This is a genomic window from Flavobacterium nitrogenifigens (genome assembly GCF_003254565.1).
GTDB classification, from domain to species: Bacteria; Bacteroidota; Bacteroidia; order Flavobacteriales; family Flavobacteriaceae; genus Flavobacterium; species Flavobacterium nitrogenifigens.
In genome coordinates, this window is sequence record NZ_QJRI01000182.1 from 113307 (window position 1) to 131423 (window position 18117).

The following is an 18117-nucleotide window of genomic DNA, read 5'->3' on the forward strand; positions in this document are numbered from 1 at the left end:
CATTCTAAGAAATGAGGGTATTAATTGTTAATGCATATGATAATATGGGAGGTGCTGCAAGAGCTTCATATAGATTGCATCAATCATTATTAGAGAAAGGTATCGAAAGTAGGATGTTAGTTCAAAATAAATTTGGGGATGATTTTACTGTAGAATCCTATACTACATGTACTTTTCAAAATATCTGGGAAAAATGTCGAACAATAGCGGACAATTTTCCTGTTAAGTTCTATAAAAATAGAACCAAAACACTTTTTAGCCCATCTTGGATTGGATTTAACAATTTGGTTAATCAAATTAATACCATAAATGCAGATATAGTACATTTACATTGGATTTCTAATGCAATGGTAAAAATTGAAGATTTAGCCAAAATTAAAGCGCCTATAATTTGGACATTGCATGATAATTGGGCTTTTACAGGTGGTTGCCATATAATGTGGGAGTGTATAAAGTTTAAGGAAGAATGTGGTAGTTGCCCTCGATTAGATAGCAGGAAGGAAATGGATTTGAGTCGAAGAATTTTCAATCGAAAAAAAAAGACCTATAGTAAATTATCAAATATGGTAGTAGTAGGTTTAAGTAAATGGATAACCAATTGCGTAAAGGAAAGTACTCTTCTTAAAAATCATGAAGTTGTCAACATACCCAATCCAATTGATACAAATATTTTTAAACCGTTAGATGTAAAGTATGCTAGAAGTCTCTGGAATTTACCCATTAATAAGAAATTAATACTTTTCGGAGCGATGAGCGCAACAAGCGATGTAAATAAGGGATTTAAAGAATTAGTTGGTTCTTTAGATTTATTAAATGATAAAAATATTGAGTTTGTTATTTTCGGAAGTAGCGAACCAAAAGAGAAACAGCCTTTCAAACTAAAAACACATTATTTAGGGCATCTACATGATGATGTAAGCCTAGTGTCTCTTTATAGTGCTGTTGATCTAATGGTAGTACCCAGTTTACAAGAGACATTACCTCAAACCGCAAGTGAAGCTATGGCATGCGGGACACCTGTTGTTGCTTTCGGTCATACAGGCTTATTGGACATTGTCGAGCATAAAAAAACAGGATATTTAGCAAAACCTTTTCAAGAGAAAGATTTGGCAACAGGAATTGAATGGGTTTTGAATTCTGATAATTATAGAGATTTATGCTTTAATGCAAGAGAGAAGATTGTTAAAGAATTTGATAGTTCTTTTATAGCCAATCGTTATATTGAATTATATAATAAAGTGACATTAAGTAGCAAATATGACAAGTAGTCTGGATTGTAGTAAATGTTTATTTGTTTATCAGGTTAAAAATAAACAATGGAAGAATTAGTTTTACGTTTTGGTCTTTATTACATTTTTTTTTCATTTCTTTTGTTTTTTTTATTTAAGAAATATTTGCTCTCAATATTTGACCCTTTCCTGTTTACCGTTCTAATGATGGCTTCAAGTCTAAGCCTATCAACAGATTCATATTTTTTCTTTTATGTTTTCTTTTCAATTTTAGCATTTACAATCGGTTTTAGATTAATTAAATTACCTGTAAGAAATGATACAAAGATTGAAAAACTTATAGATTTGCAATTACTTGAAATATTTACGATACTTTTCTTTATTCTTTATGTAGTATTAAGCCTTTATTTTTTAAAACTCTCAGGAGTGCCTTTATTTTCTGATAATCCAACAGAAGCAAAAATATCTAGATTTGTTGAAGGAACAGGATGGATGAGAAGAGTGTTTTTCCTAAGTAACTTTTTGCTAATTTGCATATGCCTGTTATTGATTGTTTCAAAAAAAAGATTTATATTTTTTGTAATGTTTGTCGCTTATTTTTTGTTGTCGATATTGCAGGGATCTAAGTCGGGAGCGCTTGGTATTGTAGCTGTTTTTTGGTATTTCTATCAGCAAAATAATATATGGTCAGATTCTGTTATCTATATTAAAAAACTTATCAAGTCAAAAATGAAATACTTTTTGATTGTTACAGCAGTTTTATTTCTTTCAATCGTAATCAAAGAAGCTCAAATCGAGGAGGAAGACGGTAATCCAATTTTTGCCATAGGATTTAGATTAATGGAATTTGGAGATGTAATGATTTACTATAAAACTCAGATAGTGAGAGATTCTTTTGCCAATTTTAATTTTATTGATTATTTCTTATATGAGTTCAATAGTATTTTTGGAATGCTTAGGTTGACAGATTATTATGAGCCTATGGGGTATCAGATGGTTAAGACTTATTGGAGTACTTCGTCTCTATTTGATGATGTTGTTTTAGGCCCTAATACTGTTTTTTTTGTTAGAGGGCATATTTTTTTTGGATACATTGGTGGCATAATTTATAGTTTTTTAATTGGGATTTTAACTGCTTATTTTAGAAAAAAAATTATAGAGATTAGAATAACTAGTGTTTTTAGATATGCCTTAGCGGTTTATGGTTTTTTCTTAATACCTGCCTTTTTAAAAGAATTTAATCAAGCAATAGGTACCATGTTTGATTTTGTGTTTTATTTGGGGCCAATCTTTTTTCTTTCATTAATAATCAAAGAAAGCTTTAATAAAAATAAAATAATTATAGAATAATAAGATGAAATCAAAATTAATATCTGTTATTACTGTTGTATATAATAATGTTGAACTGATTGAAGATACTATAAAGAGTGTCCTTTCATATGAAAGGGATAGTTTTGAGTATATAATAATAGATGGAGGTTCAACAGATGGTACTGTTGAAGTGATTAATAAGTATTTAGATGAAATTTCGACTTTTATTACTGAAAAAGATAAGGGTATATATGATGCTATGAATAAAGGTATTTCTCATAGTAATGGGACATTCGTTTATTTTATAAATTGTGGTGATCGTTTGTTAAATCTACCTATAAAAGAGCTATCTGATAACATTAGTAATGATATAAATTGTTTTCCAGTTGAGTTATCGAGTGGTAAAAAATTAATTCCGTCAAACGGATTTATGTTAAAACTGAAAAACACACTTCCTCATCAGGGATGTTTTTACAAAAAATCAAAAGATTTAAAGTATGATTTAGATTATAAAGTTTTTTCAGATTTTAATCTAAATCAACAGATTTATCAAAAAAAAGGAAAAATTTGTGCATTCAGTGAGCCTGTTGTTGCATTTCATGATATGGGTGGAATTTCACATGATAAAAAATATAGTAAAGAAATTTTTAAAGTCGTTAATAATAACTTTGGTGTAAAGTATAAGTTTTTTTCATGGATTTATTTTAAGAACAGAGGACTAATTCATCGTTTCAAAAATATTTGAGTTGTATGTAGACTGATAAAGTCAATCCTTTGAAAAATTTTGAATGGGCATATAACTCTATTATTAAAGTGTGAAGCCAACTGATTTGATCTTTTGTACTTAATTAGAGTGGAAATGTTTGATAAGGATAGAATTAGCTTTTCAGCTTTAAGTAAAAGTTTAAAAAAAGATAATATGAAAATTAAATTTTTAGATGGAATAAGAGGTTATAGCGCATTAATAGTAGTAATATATCATTCTTACTTATTTACTTATTTTAATAATACTATTTCAAAAAACGAGTTTCTTAATAATTTACTTTCAATAATAAAACTTGGTTATTTATCAGTAGGTGTTTTTATTATCCTTTCAGGATTTTGTTTGGCAATTCCAGTAGTAAACAATGAAATGAACTTTCAAGGAGGTATACAAAGATATTTTAAAAGAAGGTTTAGACGAATTATTCCACCTTATTATGTAGCTTTAATTTTAAGCATTGTTATTATTATTACATTCCCTGTTTTACAAGTTAATAGTAATACAAACTGGGATTCAAAAATTCCAATTAATTTCGAGAATATAGGTGCACATTTTTTATTAATACATAATTTAAAAACATACTGGATTTCCAAAATAAATGGTGCTCATTGGAGTGTCGCTTTAGAATGGCAAATATATTTTCTTTTTCCGATAATGCTTTTTATCTGGAAAAAAGCGAATTGGTTGATTTCATTAAGTATAACATTTATTTTTTCTTACTTTGTAAATATTTATTTGCCTTTTACAAGACCTCAATATATAGTGCTGTTTTTTTTAGGTTTACTATCGGCTTTCTATACTTTTAATAGCGAACATAGATTGAAATTTAACAAATATTTTTTTTTATTTTTAATAATTCTTTTTGCAATTGCACTAGTATTAATCAAATTAAAAGTAATACCTGAATTTTATTCTGAAATTATTTTAGGACTTTCAATATCTTTTTTATTGAATCAAATAACATTTCTTCCCGATAAAAATATTTTGATTATTTTTTTTTCCAGCAAGATTTCTGCTGAATTAGGTAAAATATCATATAGTCTATATTTGATTCATGGGCCAATTTTAGCTTTGGTTAACCTTTTATTACTTAAATATTTTAATATAAAATACGAAATTCAATTGTTAATAATGTGGTTCGTAATCACCCCGCTTACTGTATTCTTAAGTAAGATTTTTTATGAACTGGTTGAAAGTAAATTTTTAAACAATAAAAATTAATATTTTAAAAACTTTAGCAATTAGAACAAATTGATATTATAGTTTGCCGCGCATATTCTTTTTAAGTTGGGATGTTGTATATTAAATGGCAATTGTTAGTTACTTAACAAAAGTAAGCTAATTTGAAATTTTGAATTCAAAATAATTTTTTAAGAATGATTAGTAATTTAACAATCGTAATCTGTTTATATAATAAAGGTATAAATGAGTCTGCTACTTTGCAGAGTCTTTTAAATTTCAAAGATTTTAAAGATTATTCGACAATTTTTATTTGGGACAATAGCAAAGAGGTTATTAATCAGCAATCATTTACTTTTTTAAACAATCATTTCAAAAATTTAATTTATAAACATACTCCTGAAAATGTAGCTCTATCGAAAATATATAATATGGTTATTGATTCCCTTGAAGAAGATTCATTTCTGATGTTATGTGATGATGATTCAGATATTCCATTAAGTTTTTTCGAGATCTTAGAGGAACAAATTAAACTTAACCCTTATCAAGATTTATTTTTGCCACAGATATATTCTAATTCGGTCTTAGTCAGTCCGGCAAAAGATTTTTTATTTAAAACGGCCCTTATAAAAAATTTAAAAGCTGGGATAATAGGTTCATCTAATATTACAGCAATAAATAGCGGAATGGTAATTTCTAATAGATTTTTTAAGGAAGGATTTAGATATGATGAAAGATTACGTTTTTATGGTACGGATAATTACTTTATGAACCAATATTCAAAATTTAGAAAAAATTTGGTAGTGCTAGATGTTAAATTTGTACATAGCTTAAGTTTTAATGATTCAAATGATATAAGTAATAAATTGAGGATTTTTAAAGAAATAAAAAGATCTAATGCTATAATTTATTCAGATCAATTTTTTAAAAGACAAATAGTTTTATTTAACAATTTAGTTGTTGCTTGTAAGTTATGCTTAAAGCATAAAACGCTTAGATTTTTCTCCAATTAAGATATTCATTAAAGTTTAAATTATGAAAAAGGTTGTAATATCTGCAGTAAATCTTTTCGAGGGAGGGCCGCTTTCTGTGTTAAAAGATTGTCTTTTTGCTATAGAAAAAAGTGATGAATTTGCCGAATATGAATTTGTTGCTCTTGTACACAAAAAAGATCTGTTTACGGAAAATCAATATAAAAAAATTAGTTTTGTAGAATTTCCAAAATCTAGAAAATCTTATTTTTATCGTCTATATTATGAATATTTTTACTTTAAAAAATTTGCAAACCAAAATAATATAACTTTTTGGTTTTCACTTCACGATACTAGCCCGACTTTAAAAAATGTTCCTCAGGCCGTATACTGTCATAATCCATCACCTTTCAATACAGTAAATTTTAAAGACATTTATATTCAGCCAATACAATTTTTCTTTAGACTTTTTTATAAATATTTGTATAAAATAAATATTAAAAAAAATAAATATGTAATTGTACAGCAGTTATGGTTGAAGAACAAGTTTATTGAAATGTTTGATTTGAAAAAAGAAAAAATTATTGTCTCATTTCCTGAAATCCCTAAAATTCCATCTGAATTTTTACATTCAGAATATAAAATGGAAAATGACAAAAAAATATTTTTCTTTCCAACTTTCCCAAGGCCATTTAAAAATATTGATGTTATCTGTGAGGCATCTAAAATTCTTTCTCAAAAAAATGAAGATTTTACAGTTGTAATTACAATTGATGGTTCTGAAAATAAATATGCTAAATCAGTTGTTGATAATTATAAAAATATTAAAAATATCAATTTTATTGGATTAATTAAAAGAGAAGAAGTATATCGATATTATGCTAAATCTGATTGTTTAATTTTTCCATCTAAATTAGAAACCTGGGGATTACCAATAAGTGAGTTTAAACAATTTAAAAAAACAATATTTGTTGCTGATTTACCATATGCGAGAGAAACAGTGGGAAATTATGATTATGTTAATTTTTTTAAAACAGACGATGTTGTTAAATTAGCAGAATTGATGTCCGGTTTTATAAATGATAATTTTAATTTTGATAAGACTTTGTCAATTGAGTATGAAGATCCTTTTGTTCAAAACTGGAATGAATTGTTTCAAACCTTATTAAAATAATTTATATGTTAGAAAGATACGGTTTCCTAGGTTTTTTAAAACTTGGAGTTTCTTTAATCTATACAAAGGTTTTCTTTAAACAAGCAAGATTGATAAGATTGCCATTTGATATAAGAAATAAAAAATTCATAGAGATAGGGAAAAAATTTACTTCGGGAGTTGGCTGTCGAATAGAAGCTTATCCAGAAAATAAAGAAAAAGTTGTTTTTATTGGTGAAAATGTTCAAATTAATGATTATGTTCATATTTCTGGTATGAAAGGTGTAAGGCTTGGCAATAATGTATTAATTGCAAGTAAAGTTTTTATATCTGATCTAAATCATGGAAATTATAGTGACGAAGGTTCGATTGATTCTCCGGATACTCCTCCAAGTGAAAGAAAATTATATGCAAAACCTATTATTATCGAAGATAATGTTTGGCTAGGTGAATTTGTTTCTGTTTTACCTGGTGTAACAATAGGTAAGGGAAGTATTGTGGGAGCAAATTCAGTAGTATCTAAGAGTTTACCTCCAAATGTAATTGCTGTGGGGACACCAGCAAAAGTCGTGAAAAAATATAATTTTGACACTAAAAAGTGGGATAAAGTATAAACGAAAAATTAAATGAGTGCAAAAATAACATGCTGTATTGTTTTATATAGAAATGATAAGAACGTTTTGCAAAAGGCAATTAATTCTTGTCTAAATACAGAATTAGATATAAAAATGTATCTAATTGATAATTCTCCAACAGATGAATTAAGTAAATTAGTTGAAGATTCACGAATTGAATATTTTCATAACCCTTCTAATCCTGGTTTTGGAGCTTCGCATAATATAGCAATAAAAAAAGCAATAGATCAACATTCTGATTATCATTTTATTGTTAACCCTGATATCTATTTTACTGATGATGTAATTGGTTCAATGATAGAGTATATTAAAACAGATATGGCTATTGGGATGATGATGCCACAAATTTTAAATGAAGATGGAAGTATTCAAAATCTGCCTAAACTTTTGCCATCACCTTTTAGTATATTATGGAGAAAAGTTAAAAAACCAAATAATGCCTATAATGCTTTTATAAACAAATATGAATTAAGGGAGGTTCCTAAAGATCTTATTTATAATACCCCGATTTTGTCTGGATGTTTTACACTGGTTAGTTTAAAAGCAGTAAATGAAGTAGGAATGTACGATGACAATTTCTTTATGTATTTTGAAGATTGGGATTTATCGAGAAGAATTCATAAATATTATAAAACCATTTATTTTCCTAAAGTCTCTGTAATACACGAATATGAATCTGGTGCTAATAAAAGTAAAAGGCTCTTTAAAATATTTATCAATTCTGCAATTACATATTTTAATAAATGGGGATGGTTCTTTGATTCAGAAAGAAAAGAGATTAATGACAAAACATTGTCGCAATTTAATTAAATGAAGACAGTTATTACAGGTGGATCAGGTTTTGTAGGAAAGAATCTTCGAGAATATTTAAAATCCTCGCATGAAGTAGAAGTCAAAAGTATTCGCTTTGTGCCGAATCAACATTTTGACTTTAAGGGAAATGCAATTATTCATTTGGCGGGAAAGGCTCATGATCTTAAAAATGTAGCAAAGCCTAGTGACTATTATGAAGCTAATTTTGAATTGACGAAACAAGTTTTTGATTCTTTTTTAAAGTCAGATGCAACTGTTTTTATTTTTTTAAGTTCTGTAAAAGCAGCAGCGGATCAAATAAAAGAAATGCTTACAGAAGATGTTGTACCAAACCCAAAAACGCATTATGGTATTTCTAAAAAACAAGCTGAAGAATATCTTTTAAGTAAAGAATTACCAGCAGATAAAAGGCTCTATATTCTAAGACCGTGTATGATTCATGGGCCAGGGAATAAAGGAAACCTTAATTTGCTATATAACTTTGTTTTAAAAAACATACCTTGGCCATTAGGGGCATTTGATAATCTTCGTTCTTTTTTGAGTGTAGAAAACATTTGTTTTGTAATAAATGAATTGCTTGAAAATAAAGAAATTCCAAATGGTATTTACCACATTGCTGATGATGATTCATTATCAACAAATGAATTGATTCAAAGAATTGGAATGAATTTAGGAAAAAAAACTACTATTTGGAAAGTTTCACCTTGGGGCATAAAAACTGTTGCAAGAATTGGAGATTATTTATCATTACCACTAAATTCAGAAAGGCTTAATAAATTAACCGAAAATTATGTGGTAAGTAATTCAAAAATTAAAAAAGCTCTAAAAAAAGAACTTCCAGTAACAACACAAGAAGGATTAGACATTACAATAAAATCCTTTAAAAAATATAATTAATACACTCTTAGAATATAAAATATTATGAAAATAGCACTTATAACAGGTATAACTGGACAAGATGGTTCATACTTGGCAGAATTATTATTAGAGAAAGGTTATATGGTTCATGGTGTTAAAAGAAGAGCTTCTTCCTTCAATACACAACGTATCGATCATATCTATCAAGATCAGCATGAAGTTCATGTGAATTTTAAGTTGCATTATGGAGATTTAACGGATTCTACAAATATCATTCGAATTATTCAGGAAGTACAGCCTGATGAAATCTATAACTTAGGAGCAATGAGCCATGTAAAGGTTTCTTTTGACTCTCCTGAATATGTTGCAAATGTTGACGGTATTGGTACATTAAGGATTTTAGAAGCAGTTCGCATTCTAGGAATGGAAAAGAAAACCCGTATATATCAGGCATCAACATCCGAATTATATGGCGGATTAGCAGAAAATAAAAATGAAAAAGGATTATATGATGAAAATTCACCTTTTTATCCACGCTCACCTTATGGAGTAGCAAAAATTTATGGTTTCTGGATTACAAAAAATTATCGTGAAGCTTATAATATGTACGCATGTAATGGAATTTTGTTTAATCATGAATCGCCTCGTAGAGGAGAAACTTTTGTGACACGTAAAATTACTATGGCTACCGCAGCAATTGCTTTAGGACAACAAGATTGTTTGTACTTGGGAAATTTAGACGCTCAACGTGATTGGGGACATGCAAAGGATTATGTAGAAGCAATGTGGAGAATCTTGCAGCAGGATGTTCCTGAAGATTATGTAATTGCTATGGGAGAAACCACTTATGTACGTGATTTTGTAAAAATGGCATTTTTAGAAGTAGGTATAGAAATTGAATTTAGAGGTGAAGGAGTAAATGAAAAAGGGTATGTAGCCTCATGTAGTAATCCTGCCTATCAGATAGAATTGGGTAAACAAATTATTGCTGTCGATCCACAATATTTCCGTCCAACAGAAGTTGATTTGCTTATCGGAGATCCAACAAAATCAAGAACAAAGTTAGGTTGGGAACCAAAGTATGATTTAGGTGGACTAGTAAAAGAAATGATGGCGTCTGATCTTGCGTATGTTCAAAGAGAAAAGATGTTAAGCGAAGCAAGGTCTATTACTAAATATTAATGTAAATCGATTGTTAATATTATAATTATCACATGGAGTTAAATGATAAAATATATGTAGCTGGACACCGTGGAATGGTGGGCTCGGCTATTTTAAGACAGTTGAAATCTAGAGGATTTACAAATTTTATTTTGCGAACATCTTCAGAACTTGACTTAAAGGATCAGCAAGCTGTTGCCGATTTTTTTCAGCAAGAAAAACCAGATTACGTTTTTTTAGCTGCAGCAAAAGTTGGAGGTATCATTGCAAATAATATTTATAAAGGAGATTTCATTTACGAAAATCTAATGATTCAAAATAATGTGATTCATCAATCATATGTAAATAATGTTAAGAAACTGATGTTTCTTGGATCTTCTTGTATTTATCCGAAAATGGCTCCTCAGCCATTAAAGGAAGAATATATGCTTACAGGTGAATTAGAGCCAACAAATGAACCTTACGCAATTGCTAAGATTGCGGGGATTAAAATGTGTGATGCTTATAGAGACCAATTTGGATGTAATTTCATTTCAGTGATGCCAACTAATTTGTATGGTCCTAATGATAACTATGATCTAAATAATTCACATGTTCTTCCAGCTATGCTTAGAAAATTTATTACAGCTAAACGTAATGGAGATACATCAGTTACTATCTGGGGAACAGGAAGTCCTAAAAGAGAATTTTTACATGCAGATGATTTAGCAGAAGCTTGTTTGTTCTTAATGGAAAGCTATAATGATTCAGGTTTAGTGAATATTGGTGTTGGCGAAGATATTTCGATTTTAGATTTAGCAATTTTAGTGAAAAAAGTTGTAGGGTATAAGGGAGAAATTTTGACAGATACTTCTAAACCTGACGGAACTCCACGTAAATTGATGGATGTTTCTAAATTGAATAGTTTTGGTTGGAAAGCAAAAACAACTTTGGAAGAAGGAATTCAAAAAGTATATGATGAAATAAAAGATTCTAATTGGGAATAAAATTTAAATAGATAAGAATGCAATACACAGTGCTGTTGTTAATTTTGATGATTTTAATGCTAATTTATTTCAAGGTAGCAGATCGTTTTAACATTATTGACAAACCAAATCAAAGAAGTTCACATACAGAAATAACACTTCGAGGAGGTGGTATAATTTTTTGGTTTTCAGCTTTGCTTTATTTTTTTCAGAATATTGAAAGCAATTATTTTTTCTTTACGGGAATAACATTGGTTAGTTTGGTTAGTTTTTGGGATGATATTCAAAGTCTTTCGAATAAAATTAGAATTTCTATTCATTTTCTTGCAATTACATTGATTTTCTTAGATCTCAATCTGTTTACTCTCATGCCAATCTGGGGAGTAGCTATATCATATATACTAGCGATTGGCTTAATAAACGCTTACAATTTCATGGACGGTATTAATGGAATAACAGGACTTTATACTTTGACTGTACTTGGATCTTTATTATATGTTAATACCAAAATTCAACTGTTTACAGATGGCAGTTTCATAAAATATGGAATGATTGCAAGTTTGGTCTTTCTGTTTTTTAATTATAGAAAAAAGGCTAAATGTTTTGCGGGTGATGTTGGTAGTATTGCAATTGCATTTTGGATTATTTATCTAGTTTTAAAATTAATTTTAAGTACAAACTCGGTTATTTGGCTTTTGTTTTTAGCTGTTTACGGTGTTGATGCAGTTTGTACTATTTTACATAGACTATATTTAAAACAAAATATATTCGAAGCACATCGTTTACATTTATATCAAATTCTTAGCAATGAATACAAAATACAGCATAGATTAGTTTCGCTATATTATGCATTGGCACAAATTGGAGTTTCTATTTTAGTAATATCACTTTATCAAAAAATAAGTGATTATATACTATTCGCAATTATAATTGTTCCATTGCTTTTAGTGTATTCTTTTAAATTTTATTTAATAAATAAAAGCAACTTAAAATTGCAAGTATGAGTCCAGAAGTAATTCAGGGAGGAAATTTTTCTGATCACCGAGGAACTATTTCATATGTTAATGATTTTAGTTTTAGTGACATTGAAAGATTTTACATCATTACAAATTCAGAAGAAAACCCTATCCGTGCTTGGCAGGGACATAAATTAGATTCAAAGAATTTTTATTGTGTAAGTGGATCTTTTAAAATCCATTTTGTCAAAATTGACAATTGGGAAAACCCTTCAAAAGATTTGACTATTGAAACAGTAGAAGTCTCTGAATTTGACAGTAAAATTGTTCATATTCCTGCAGGTTATGCAAATGCAGTAGAATCATTAGAAAAAGATTCAAAATTAATATCATTTTCTACTTTACCATTATCAAATGTAAAAGAAGATGATGCGCGATACCCTTCTGATTATTGGAATTTAAATGGATAGAATTTATTTATCCTTATCGTTGCAAAGTGGTTTTGAAATAGAATATATTGAGAAAGCATTGCAATCTAACTGGATTACCTCGGGAGGACCAAATGTAAATGATTTTGAAGTTGAACTTCAGAATTATTTTGGAGAAGATTTATTTGTTGCGGCGTTAAACTCTGGAACATCAGCGATTCATTTGTCACTCATTTTATTGGGAGTGAAACAAGGAGATGAGGTTATTTGCCAAAGTTTGACATTTTCAGCATCTGCTAATCCGATATTATATCAAGGTGCAACTCCGATTTTTGTTGATAGTGAACCTGAAACTTGGAATATATGTCCTGATAATCTTGAAATAGCGATAAAAGACCGAATTAAAAGAGGTAATAAACCAAAGGCAATAATTGCAGTTCATTTGTATGGTATGCCATATAAAGTAGATGATGTTCATGCTATAGCTGATCGCTATGGAATTCCGGTTATTGAAGATAGTGCCGAAGCATTAGGGAGTTGTTATAAGGGGAAAAATTGTGGTACTTTTGGCGAATTTGGAATATTGTCATTTAATGGAAATAAAATAATTACAACATCAAGTGGCGGTGCTTTAATATCTAATTCAAAAGAAGTAAAGGACAAAGCCATTTTTTATGCAACCCAAGCAAAAGATACTGCTATTCATTATCAGCATAGTGAAATTGGATATAATTACAGAATGAGTAATATTTGTGCTGGTATTGGATTAGGACAAATAAAAATGCTCAAAGAAAAAATAGATTCAAGAAGAAATAATCATTTATTTTATCGAGAACTTTTTTCGACTATTGAAGAAGTCGAACTTTTTGAGACAAAAAATGAAGATTATTTTTCAAATTATTGGCTGAACACGATTTTGCTAAAATCGAGCGAAGTTAAGAATGATTTATTGCAAGCCTTTGAAGAAGCAAACATTGAGACGCGTCCTCTTTGGAAACCAATGCATCAGCAACCAATTTTTGATAGTTATCCATATTATGGCAATAAAGTGTCAGAAAAGCTATTTGAAAATGGATTATGTCTGCCTTCTGGAACAAATCTTACAAATGAAGATAAAAAAAGAATAGAAAAAGTAATCAACACTTTTTTTAATTAATTAAAATAAAAACACTTGCCTAATTTATATGAAAGTTGAAGAAACGTACATTAAAGATTTAGTTATTATTGAGCCAGCAGTTTTTGGCGATGAAAGAGGTTATTTTTTTGAGTCTTATAGTAAAACCAAATTTGAAGATTTAGGAATTGATATTGATTTTGTTCAAGACAACCAATCGTTTTCCAAATATGGAACTTTAAGAGGATTACACTATCAAAATCCTCCTTTTGCACAAACGAAATTAGTGCGTGTTTTAGAAGGTGAAATTATTGATGTTGCTGTAGATTTAAGAAAAGATTCTCCTACTTATGGAAAATCATTTAGTATTTTACTTTCAGCAGAAAACAAAAAGCAATTGTTGGTTCCTCAAGGTTTTGCGCATGGATTTTCAGTGATCAGTGAAACAGCATCAGTAATGTACAAATGTGATCAATTTTATAATAAAGCTTCTGAAGGTGGAATCAAATATGATGATCCTTCTTTAAATATTGATTGGGGAATGGATTTGAACGATGCAATCGTTTCTGATAAAGATCAGATTTTGCCATTTATTGAAAACTGTAATAGCTTATTTTAATGAAAAAAATTCTTGTAACGGGCGCAAATGGGCAATTAGGATCAGAACTTTCAGTTTTATCATCAAAATATCCAGAATATGAATGGATTTTTGCAGATAGAACAAAAATCACATTAGACAATCTAGATCTTTTGCCTATTCAGTTAAATGAAATTAAGGCAGATGTGATTTTGAATTGTGGTGCTTACACCGCGGTTGATAAAGCTGAAACAGAAAAAGATTTGGCTTTTACAATAAATTCTTTGGCGGTAGAAATAATTGCAAAATATGCTGCAAAAAATAATATTAAATTAATCCATATTTCTACAGATTACGTTTTTGATGGTAATTCTTCTTCCGCATTAGATGAAGAAGCATTAACAAACCCTATAAATGTGTATGGTGAAAGTAAATTGGCAGGAGAGATTGTATGCATGAAGCAAAATCCAGACGCGATTATTATTAGAACTTCTTGGGTTTATAGTAAATTTGGAAACAATTTTGTTAAAACTATGCAACGCTTAATGCAAGAGAGAGAAGAGATAAGCGTTGTGAACGATCAGGTTGGCTCACCAACTTATGCAGCTGATCTAGCGCAGGTAATGATCGATATTGTTAATTCGCAAAATTGGATTTCAGGAATATATAATTATTCTAATGAAGGAGAAATAAGCTGGCATGAATTTGCTTTGGGTATTAAAGAGTTAGGGGGGTATAATTGCAAGGTAAATGGTATCCCATCTTCGTCTTATCCAACCCCAGCAAAAAGACCAAATTTTTCATTGCTAGATAAAAAGAAAATAAAGGTGATTTATAATTTGGAAGTTCCATGTTATAAAGAAAGTTTAAAAAAAATATTTGAATAAAATAAAGTTTGAGTTTTGCATGTTGGTCGAACTTGGAGTTTTAAAAACTAAAATTTATGAAAGGGATTATATTAGCTGGAGGCTCTGGCACAAGATTACATCCATTAACTTTAGCGGTTAGTAAACAGTTAATGCCGGTATATGATAAACCTATGATATACTATCCATTGTCAACACTTATGATGGCTGGTATTAATGAAATTTTGATAATTTCAACACCTCATGATTTGCCTCATTTCAAGAAACTTTTAGGTGATGGAAGTACAATAGGTTGCAAATTTAGTTATGCAGAACAACCAGATCCAAATGGTTTGGCTCAGGCTTTTGTAATTGGAGAAGATTTTATCGGAAAAGATAAAGTGGCATTGGTGTTAGGAGATAATATCTTTTTTGGAACAAATATGCAACAGCTTTTAAAGGATAATGCTAATCCGGATGGTGGAGTTGTATTTGCTTATCACGTTGCAGATCCCGAAAGATATGGTGTGGTTGAATTTGATGAAAATAAAAAGGCCATTTCTATAGAAGAAAAACCTGTCGAACCGAAGTCAAATTATGCAGTTCCAGGACTGTATTTCTATGATAATTCTGTTGTAGAAATTGCTAAAAATATAAAACCAAGTGCTCGTGGTGAATATGAAATAACTGATGTTAATAAAGTTTATCTGGAGAAAGGACAGTTAAAAGTTGGGATATTAAGTAGAGGAACTGCGTGGCTAGACACAGGAACATTTAATAGCTTAATGCAAGCAGGGCAATTTGTTCAGGTTATTGAGGAAAGGCAAGGTCTAAAGGTGGGCTGTATCGAAGAAATTGCGTGGAGACAAGGGTTTATTAATGACGAACAACTTGAGGCATTAGCGCAACCACTATTAAAATCTGGGTATGGAACGTATTTGATCGAGTTTCTAAAACAAAAGAAAAAAAGTGTTAAAATTTAATTTGTACCTTTAACTAATTATTTAAAACCTTTAATTTGTATTTTTGTACAAAGTTCTAATTACAGGTACTTAAAAAAAACTCAATTGAATACAGACAAACCAAATAATATAACCTCTTTATTATATAACACTTTCTCACCAAGAAATCTTCGTGCAAATATTAATAATCTAAGTTATTTGCCTAGGTGGATTATTGTTGGAATAGATGTAATGGTTTTGGTTTTTTCCTTTTGTCTTACCTATTTGCTTTTTGAAGGAACAGCAATTGGATATCTTATTACTTCTCATAATTTTTACTTTGTTGCGGGGTTAATTATTGTCAATATATTTTTTTTCTGGCTGTTTAGGACCTATTCAGGGATTATTAGACACTCCTCTTATATAGATGCAATAAAATTGTTGTTTTCGCAGATGTCTGTGCTAGTATTTTTCTTATTTATAAATTTAGTATTTGAATTATACACAGGGCATAAAGCTTTTTTAAATACAGCACTCTTTATCAATCTGGTTTTGTCATTCTGCGGACTATTTTTATATCGTGTAGTAGTAAAACAAACTTTTGAAATGTATTTTTCAGAAAAAGCCACGACCAAACTTGTAAGAACAGTTATTTACGGTACAGACGCAAATGCAATTTCTGTTGCAAACGCTTTAAAATTTGAAACACCTTCTCGATTTAAAATTGTTGGATTTGTCGATAAGAATAATCAGAATGCATCTAAGCGTATGCTGGATCTCCCTATCTTAATTTTAAGAAAAAAGCTTCCAGCTTTAATGCGATCTGTTGCAGCGGAAGGGGTGATTATTGCTGATAAAAGTTTGACAAAAGATGAACAGCTTATTATTGTCGATCAATGTTTAGAGTTTAATTACAGAGTATATACGGTTCCGTTAATTTCTGACTGGGAAAACCAAAAAGAAATTTCTCAGAAAGTCAAAAATATTCAAATTGAAGATCTATTAGAAAGAAAGCCTATAGTTCTTGACAGTAGGTCTATTTCGAAACAGCTCAAAGATAAAACAATTCTGATTACAGGGGCAGCAGGTTCAATTGGAAGTGAAATTGTAAGGCAAGTTCTAAACTTTAATCCCAAAAATTTGATTGTCTTAGATCATGCTGAGACACCACTCCATAACTTGTGTTTAGAAACTCAAGCTATGAATGTGGGTACTAATATTGTGGCTGTAATTGCAGATGTACGAAGTAAAAAAGCATTGGAGAAAGTTTTTAAAAACTACAATCCTCATGTTGTTTTTCATGCAGCAGCTTATAAGCATGTGCCTTTGATGGAAGAAAATCCTTCTCAAGCAATTCAAACTAATATTAAAGGGACTAAAAACCTTGCAGATCTAGCTTGCAAATATCATGTAAAGAAATTTGTAATGGTTTCTACTGATAAGGCTGTGAATCCGAGTAACGTAATGGGGGCAAGTAAACGCATTGCAGAAAAATACGTTCAGTCCTTATTCTTAAAAAATCAAAGAGAAAATGTTGAAGGGGGAACAAAATTCATCACAACTCGTTTTGGTAATGTTTTAGGTTCAAATGGATCAGTTGTACCATTATTTACCAAACAGATTGCAGATGGGGGACCAGTAACCATTACACATCAAGATATTATTCGTTATTTCATGACAATTCCAGAGGCTTGTCAGCTTGTGTTAGAAGCTGGTGCTATGGGTAATGGTGGTGAAATCTATATTTTTGATATGGGTAAACCAGTTAGAATTATAGATTTAGCCCGCAAAATGATTAAGTTGGCAGGTTTCATACCTGATAAAGAAATTAAAATTAAAATTGTTGGTTTAAGACCAGGAGAAAAGCTTTACGAAGAATTATTAAATGATACTTCAAAGACTCTCCCAACATATCATAATAAGATTATGATTGCACAAGAAATTCAAGACGAATATGAAACTCTCCATAACGACGTTGACGAATTAATTGGCATTGCTGATTTTTATGAAAATGATGATATTGTGGCTAAAATGAAAAAAATAGTTCCAGAATTTAAAAGCATGAATTCTGCTTTTGAAGTTTTAGACAAATAGCTAGCTTTATAATATTTTTATTCAAAAATATAGTTCAAAAGGTGTTTTTTAAAAACACCTTTTGGCATTTTTAAACAAATTGTAAAATGTTAAAAATCTTGTTAAATTTTTGAAACTAGATTTT

General features: G+C 29.6%; 18 protein-coding genes. All 18 read left to right on the top strand.

What is annotated here, in order from left to right:
• Window positions 1-11 precede the first annotated feature (11 nt).
• The 18 genes from DM397_RS22155 (at window position 12) to DM397_RS22240 (ending at window position 17993) form a co-directional block, all read left to right on the top strand.
• Window positions 12-1268 carry a glycosyltransferase family 4 protein gene (locus tag DM397_RS22155; RefSeq protein WP_111379785.1) on the top strand — a complete coding sequence of 419 codons (1257 nt, stop codon included), beginning with the start codon at window positions 12-14 and terminating at the stop codon, window positions 1266-1268.
• 48 nt (window positions 1269-1316) lie between these two features.
• The gene (locus tag DM397_RS22160) at window positions 1317-2579 is read left to right on the top strand and encodes an O-antigen polymerase (protein WP_111379787.1); all 1263 of its coding nucleotides are present in this window, start codon (window positions 1317-1319) and stop codon (window positions 2577-2579) included.
• A 4-nt stretch (window positions 2580-2583) separates the two neighbouring features.
• Entirely contained in the window at window positions 2584-3285 is a 702-nt protein-coding gene (locus DM397_RS22165; protein WP_111379789.1) for a glycosyltransferase, read from the top strand.
• 114 nt (window positions 3286-3399) lie between these two features.
• Entirely contained in the window at window positions 3400-4524 is a 1125-nt protein-coding gene (locus DM397_RS22170) for an acyltransferase family protein (RefSeq protein ID WP_111379792.1), read from the top strand.
• Between the two features lie 155 nt (window positions 4525-4679).
• The gene (locus DM397_RS22175; RefSeq protein ID WP_111379794.1) at window positions 4680-5495 is read left to right on the top strand and encodes a glycosyltransferase family protein; all 816 of its coding nucleotides are present in this window, start codon (window positions 4680-4682) and stop codon (window positions 5493-5495) included.
• 22 nt (window positions 5496-5517) lie between these two features.
• The gene (locus DM397_RS22180; RefSeq protein WP_111379796.1) at window positions 5518-6627 is read left to right on the top strand and encodes a glycosyltransferase; all 1110 of its coding nucleotides are present in this window, start codon (window positions 5518-5520) and stop codon (window positions 6625-6627) included.
• Window positions 6628-6632: 5 nt separating this feature from the next.
• Window positions 6633-7220 carry a DapH/DapD/GlmU-related protein gene (locus DM397_RS22185; protein WP_111379798.1) on the top strand — a complete coding sequence of 196 codons (588 nt, stop codon included), beginning with the start codon at window positions 6633-6635 and terminating at the stop codon, window positions 7218-7220.
• 12 nt (window positions 7221-7232) lie between these two features.
• The gene (locus DM397_RS22190; protein ID WP_111379800.1) at window positions 7233-8051 is read left to right on the top strand and encodes a glycosyltransferase family 2 protein; all 819 of its coding nucleotides are present in this window, start codon (window positions 7233-7235) and stop codon (window positions 8049-8051) included.
• Window positions 8052-8951, top strand: coding sequence for an NAD-dependent epimerase/dehydratase family protein (locus tag DM397_RS22195; RefSeq protein ID WP_111379802.1), 900 nt, complete (start codon window positions 8052-8054; stop codon window positions 8949-8951).
• A gap of 24 nt (window positions 8952-8975) precedes the next feature.
• Complete coding sequence (gmd, locus tag DM397_RS22200; RefSeq protein WP_111379804.1) at window positions 8976-10094, top strand: GDP-mannose 4,6-dehydratase; 1119 nt, start codon at window positions 8976-8978, stop codon at window positions 10092-10094.
• 32 nt (window positions 10095-10126) lie between these two features.
• Window positions 10127-11059, top strand: coding sequence for a GDP-L-fucose synthase family protein (locus DM397_RS22205; RefSeq protein WP_111379806.1), 933 nt, complete (start codon window positions 10127-10129; stop codon window positions 11057-11059).
• 17 nt (window positions 11060-11076) lie between these two features.
• Entirely contained in the window at window positions 11077-12042 is a 966-nt protein-coding gene (locus DM397_RS22210) for an MraY family glycosyltransferase (RefSeq protein WP_111379808.1), read from the top strand.
• Window positions 12039-12464, top strand: a complete 426-nt coding sequence (locus tag DM397_RS22215; RefSeq protein WP_111379810.1) for a cupin domain-containing protein — start codon at window positions 12039-12041, stop codon at window positions 12462-12464. Before DM397_RS22210 ends, DM397_RS22215 begins: the two co-directional genes overlap by 4 nt.
• Window positions 12457-13578: a DegT/DnrJ/EryC1/StrS family aminotransferase gene (locus DM397_RS22220; protein ID WP_111379812.1), complete on the top strand. Its 1122-nt coding sequence runs from the start codon at window positions 12457-12459 to the stop codon at window positions 13576-13578. Before DM397_RS22215 ends, DM397_RS22220 begins: the two co-directional genes overlap by 8 nt.
• A gap of 28 nt (window positions 13579-13606) precedes the next feature.
• Complete coding sequence (rfbC, locus tag DM397_RS22225; RefSeq protein WP_111379814.1) at window positions 13607-14155, top strand: dTDP-4-dehydrorhamnose 3,5-epimerase; 549 nt, start codon at window positions 13607-13609, stop codon at window positions 14153-14155.
• Entirely contained in the window at window positions 14155-15000 is an 846-nt protein-coding gene (gene rfbD / locus DM397_RS22230) for a dTDP-4-dehydrorhamnose reductase (RefSeq protein WP_111379815.1), read from the top strand. Before rfbC ends, rfbD begins: the two co-directional genes overlap by 1 nt.
• Before the next feature lie 56 nt (window positions 15001-15056).
• Window positions 15057-15941: a glucose-1-phosphate thymidylyltransferase RfbA gene (rfbA, locus tag DM397_RS22235; RefSeq protein WP_111379817.1), complete on the top strand. Its 885-nt coding sequence runs from the start codon at window positions 15057-15059 to the stop codon at window positions 15939-15941.
• 84 nt (window positions 15942-16025) lie between these two features.
• The gene (locus DM397_RS22240) at window positions 16026-17993 is read left to right on the top strand and encodes a polysaccharide biosynthesis protein (protein ID WP_111379819.1); all 1968 of its coding nucleotides are present in this window, start codon (window positions 16026-16028) and stop codon (window positions 17991-17993) included.
• Window positions 17994-18117: the final 124 nt, after the last annotated feature.

Excerpts from the sequence above, each read along its gene's own strand:
- DM397_RS22180 (WP_111379796.1), top strand. The coding sequence starts at position 5,518 with ATGAAAAAGGTTGTAATATCTGCAGTAAATCTTTTCGAGGGAGGGCCG.
- DM397_RS22195 (WP_111379802.1), top strand. The coding sequence starts at position 8,052 with ATGAAGACAGTTATTACAGGTGGATCAGGTTTTGTAGGAAAGAATCTT.
- DM397_RS22165 (WP_111379789.1), top strand. The coding sequence starts at position 2,584 with ATGAAATCAAAATTAATATCTGTTATTACTGTTGTATATAATAATGTT.
- DM397_RS22210 (WP_111379808.1), top strand. The coding sequence starts at position 11,077 with ATGCAATACACAGTGCTGTTGTTAATTTTGATGATTTTAATGCTAATT.
- DM397_RS22190 (WP_111379800.1), top strand. The coding sequence starts at position 7,233 with ATGAGTGCAAAAATAACATGCTGTATTGTTTTATATAGAAATGATAAG.
- DM397_RS22185 (WP_111379798.1), top strand. The coding sequence starts at position 6,633 with ATGTTAGAAAGATACGGTTTCCTAGGTTTTTTAAAACTTGGAGTTTCT.
- rfbC (WP_111379814.1), top strand. The coding sequence starts at position 13,607 with ATGAAAGTTGAAGAAACGTACATTAAAGATTTAGTTATTATTGAGCCA.
- DM397_RS22155 (WP_111379785.1), top strand. The coding sequence starts at position 12 with ATGAGGGTATTAATTGTTAATGCATATGATAATATGGGAGGTGCTGCA.
- DM397_RS22160 (WP_111379787.1), top strand. The coding sequence starts at position 1,317 with ATGGAAGAATTAGTTTTACGTTTTGGTCTTTATTACATTTTTTTTTCA.
- DM397_RS22215 (WP_111379810.1), top strand. The coding sequence starts at position 12,039 with ATGAGTCCAGAAGTAATTCAGGGAGGAAATTTTTCTGATCACCGAGGA.
- DM397_RS22175 (WP_111379794.1), top strand. The coding sequence starts at position 4,680 with ATGATTAGTAATTTAACAATCGTAATCTGTTTATATAATAAAGGTATA.
- rfbD (WP_111379815.1), top strand. The coding sequence starts at position 14,155 with ATGAAAAAAATTCTTGTAACGGGCGCAAATGGGCAATTAGGATCAGAA.
- DM397_RS22170 (WP_111379792.1), top strand. The coding sequence starts at position 3,400 with ATGTTTGATAAGGATAGAATTAGCTTTTCAGCTTTAAGTAAAAGTTTA.
- rfbA (WP_111379817.1), top strand. The coding sequence starts at position 15,057 with ATGAAAGGGATTATATTAGCTGGAGGCTCTGGCACAAGATTACATCCA.
- gmd (WP_111379804.1), top strand. The coding sequence starts at position 8,976 with ATGAAAATAGCACTTATAACAGGTATAACTGGACAAGATGGTTCATAC.
- DM397_RS22220 (WP_111379812.1), top strand. The coding sequence starts at position 12,457 with ATGGATAGAATTTATTTATCCTTATCGTTGCAAAGTGGTTTTGAAATA.
- DM397_RS22205 (WP_111379806.1), top strand. The coding sequence starts at position 10,127 with ATGGAGTTAAATGATAAAATATATGTAGCTGGACACCGTGGAATGGTG.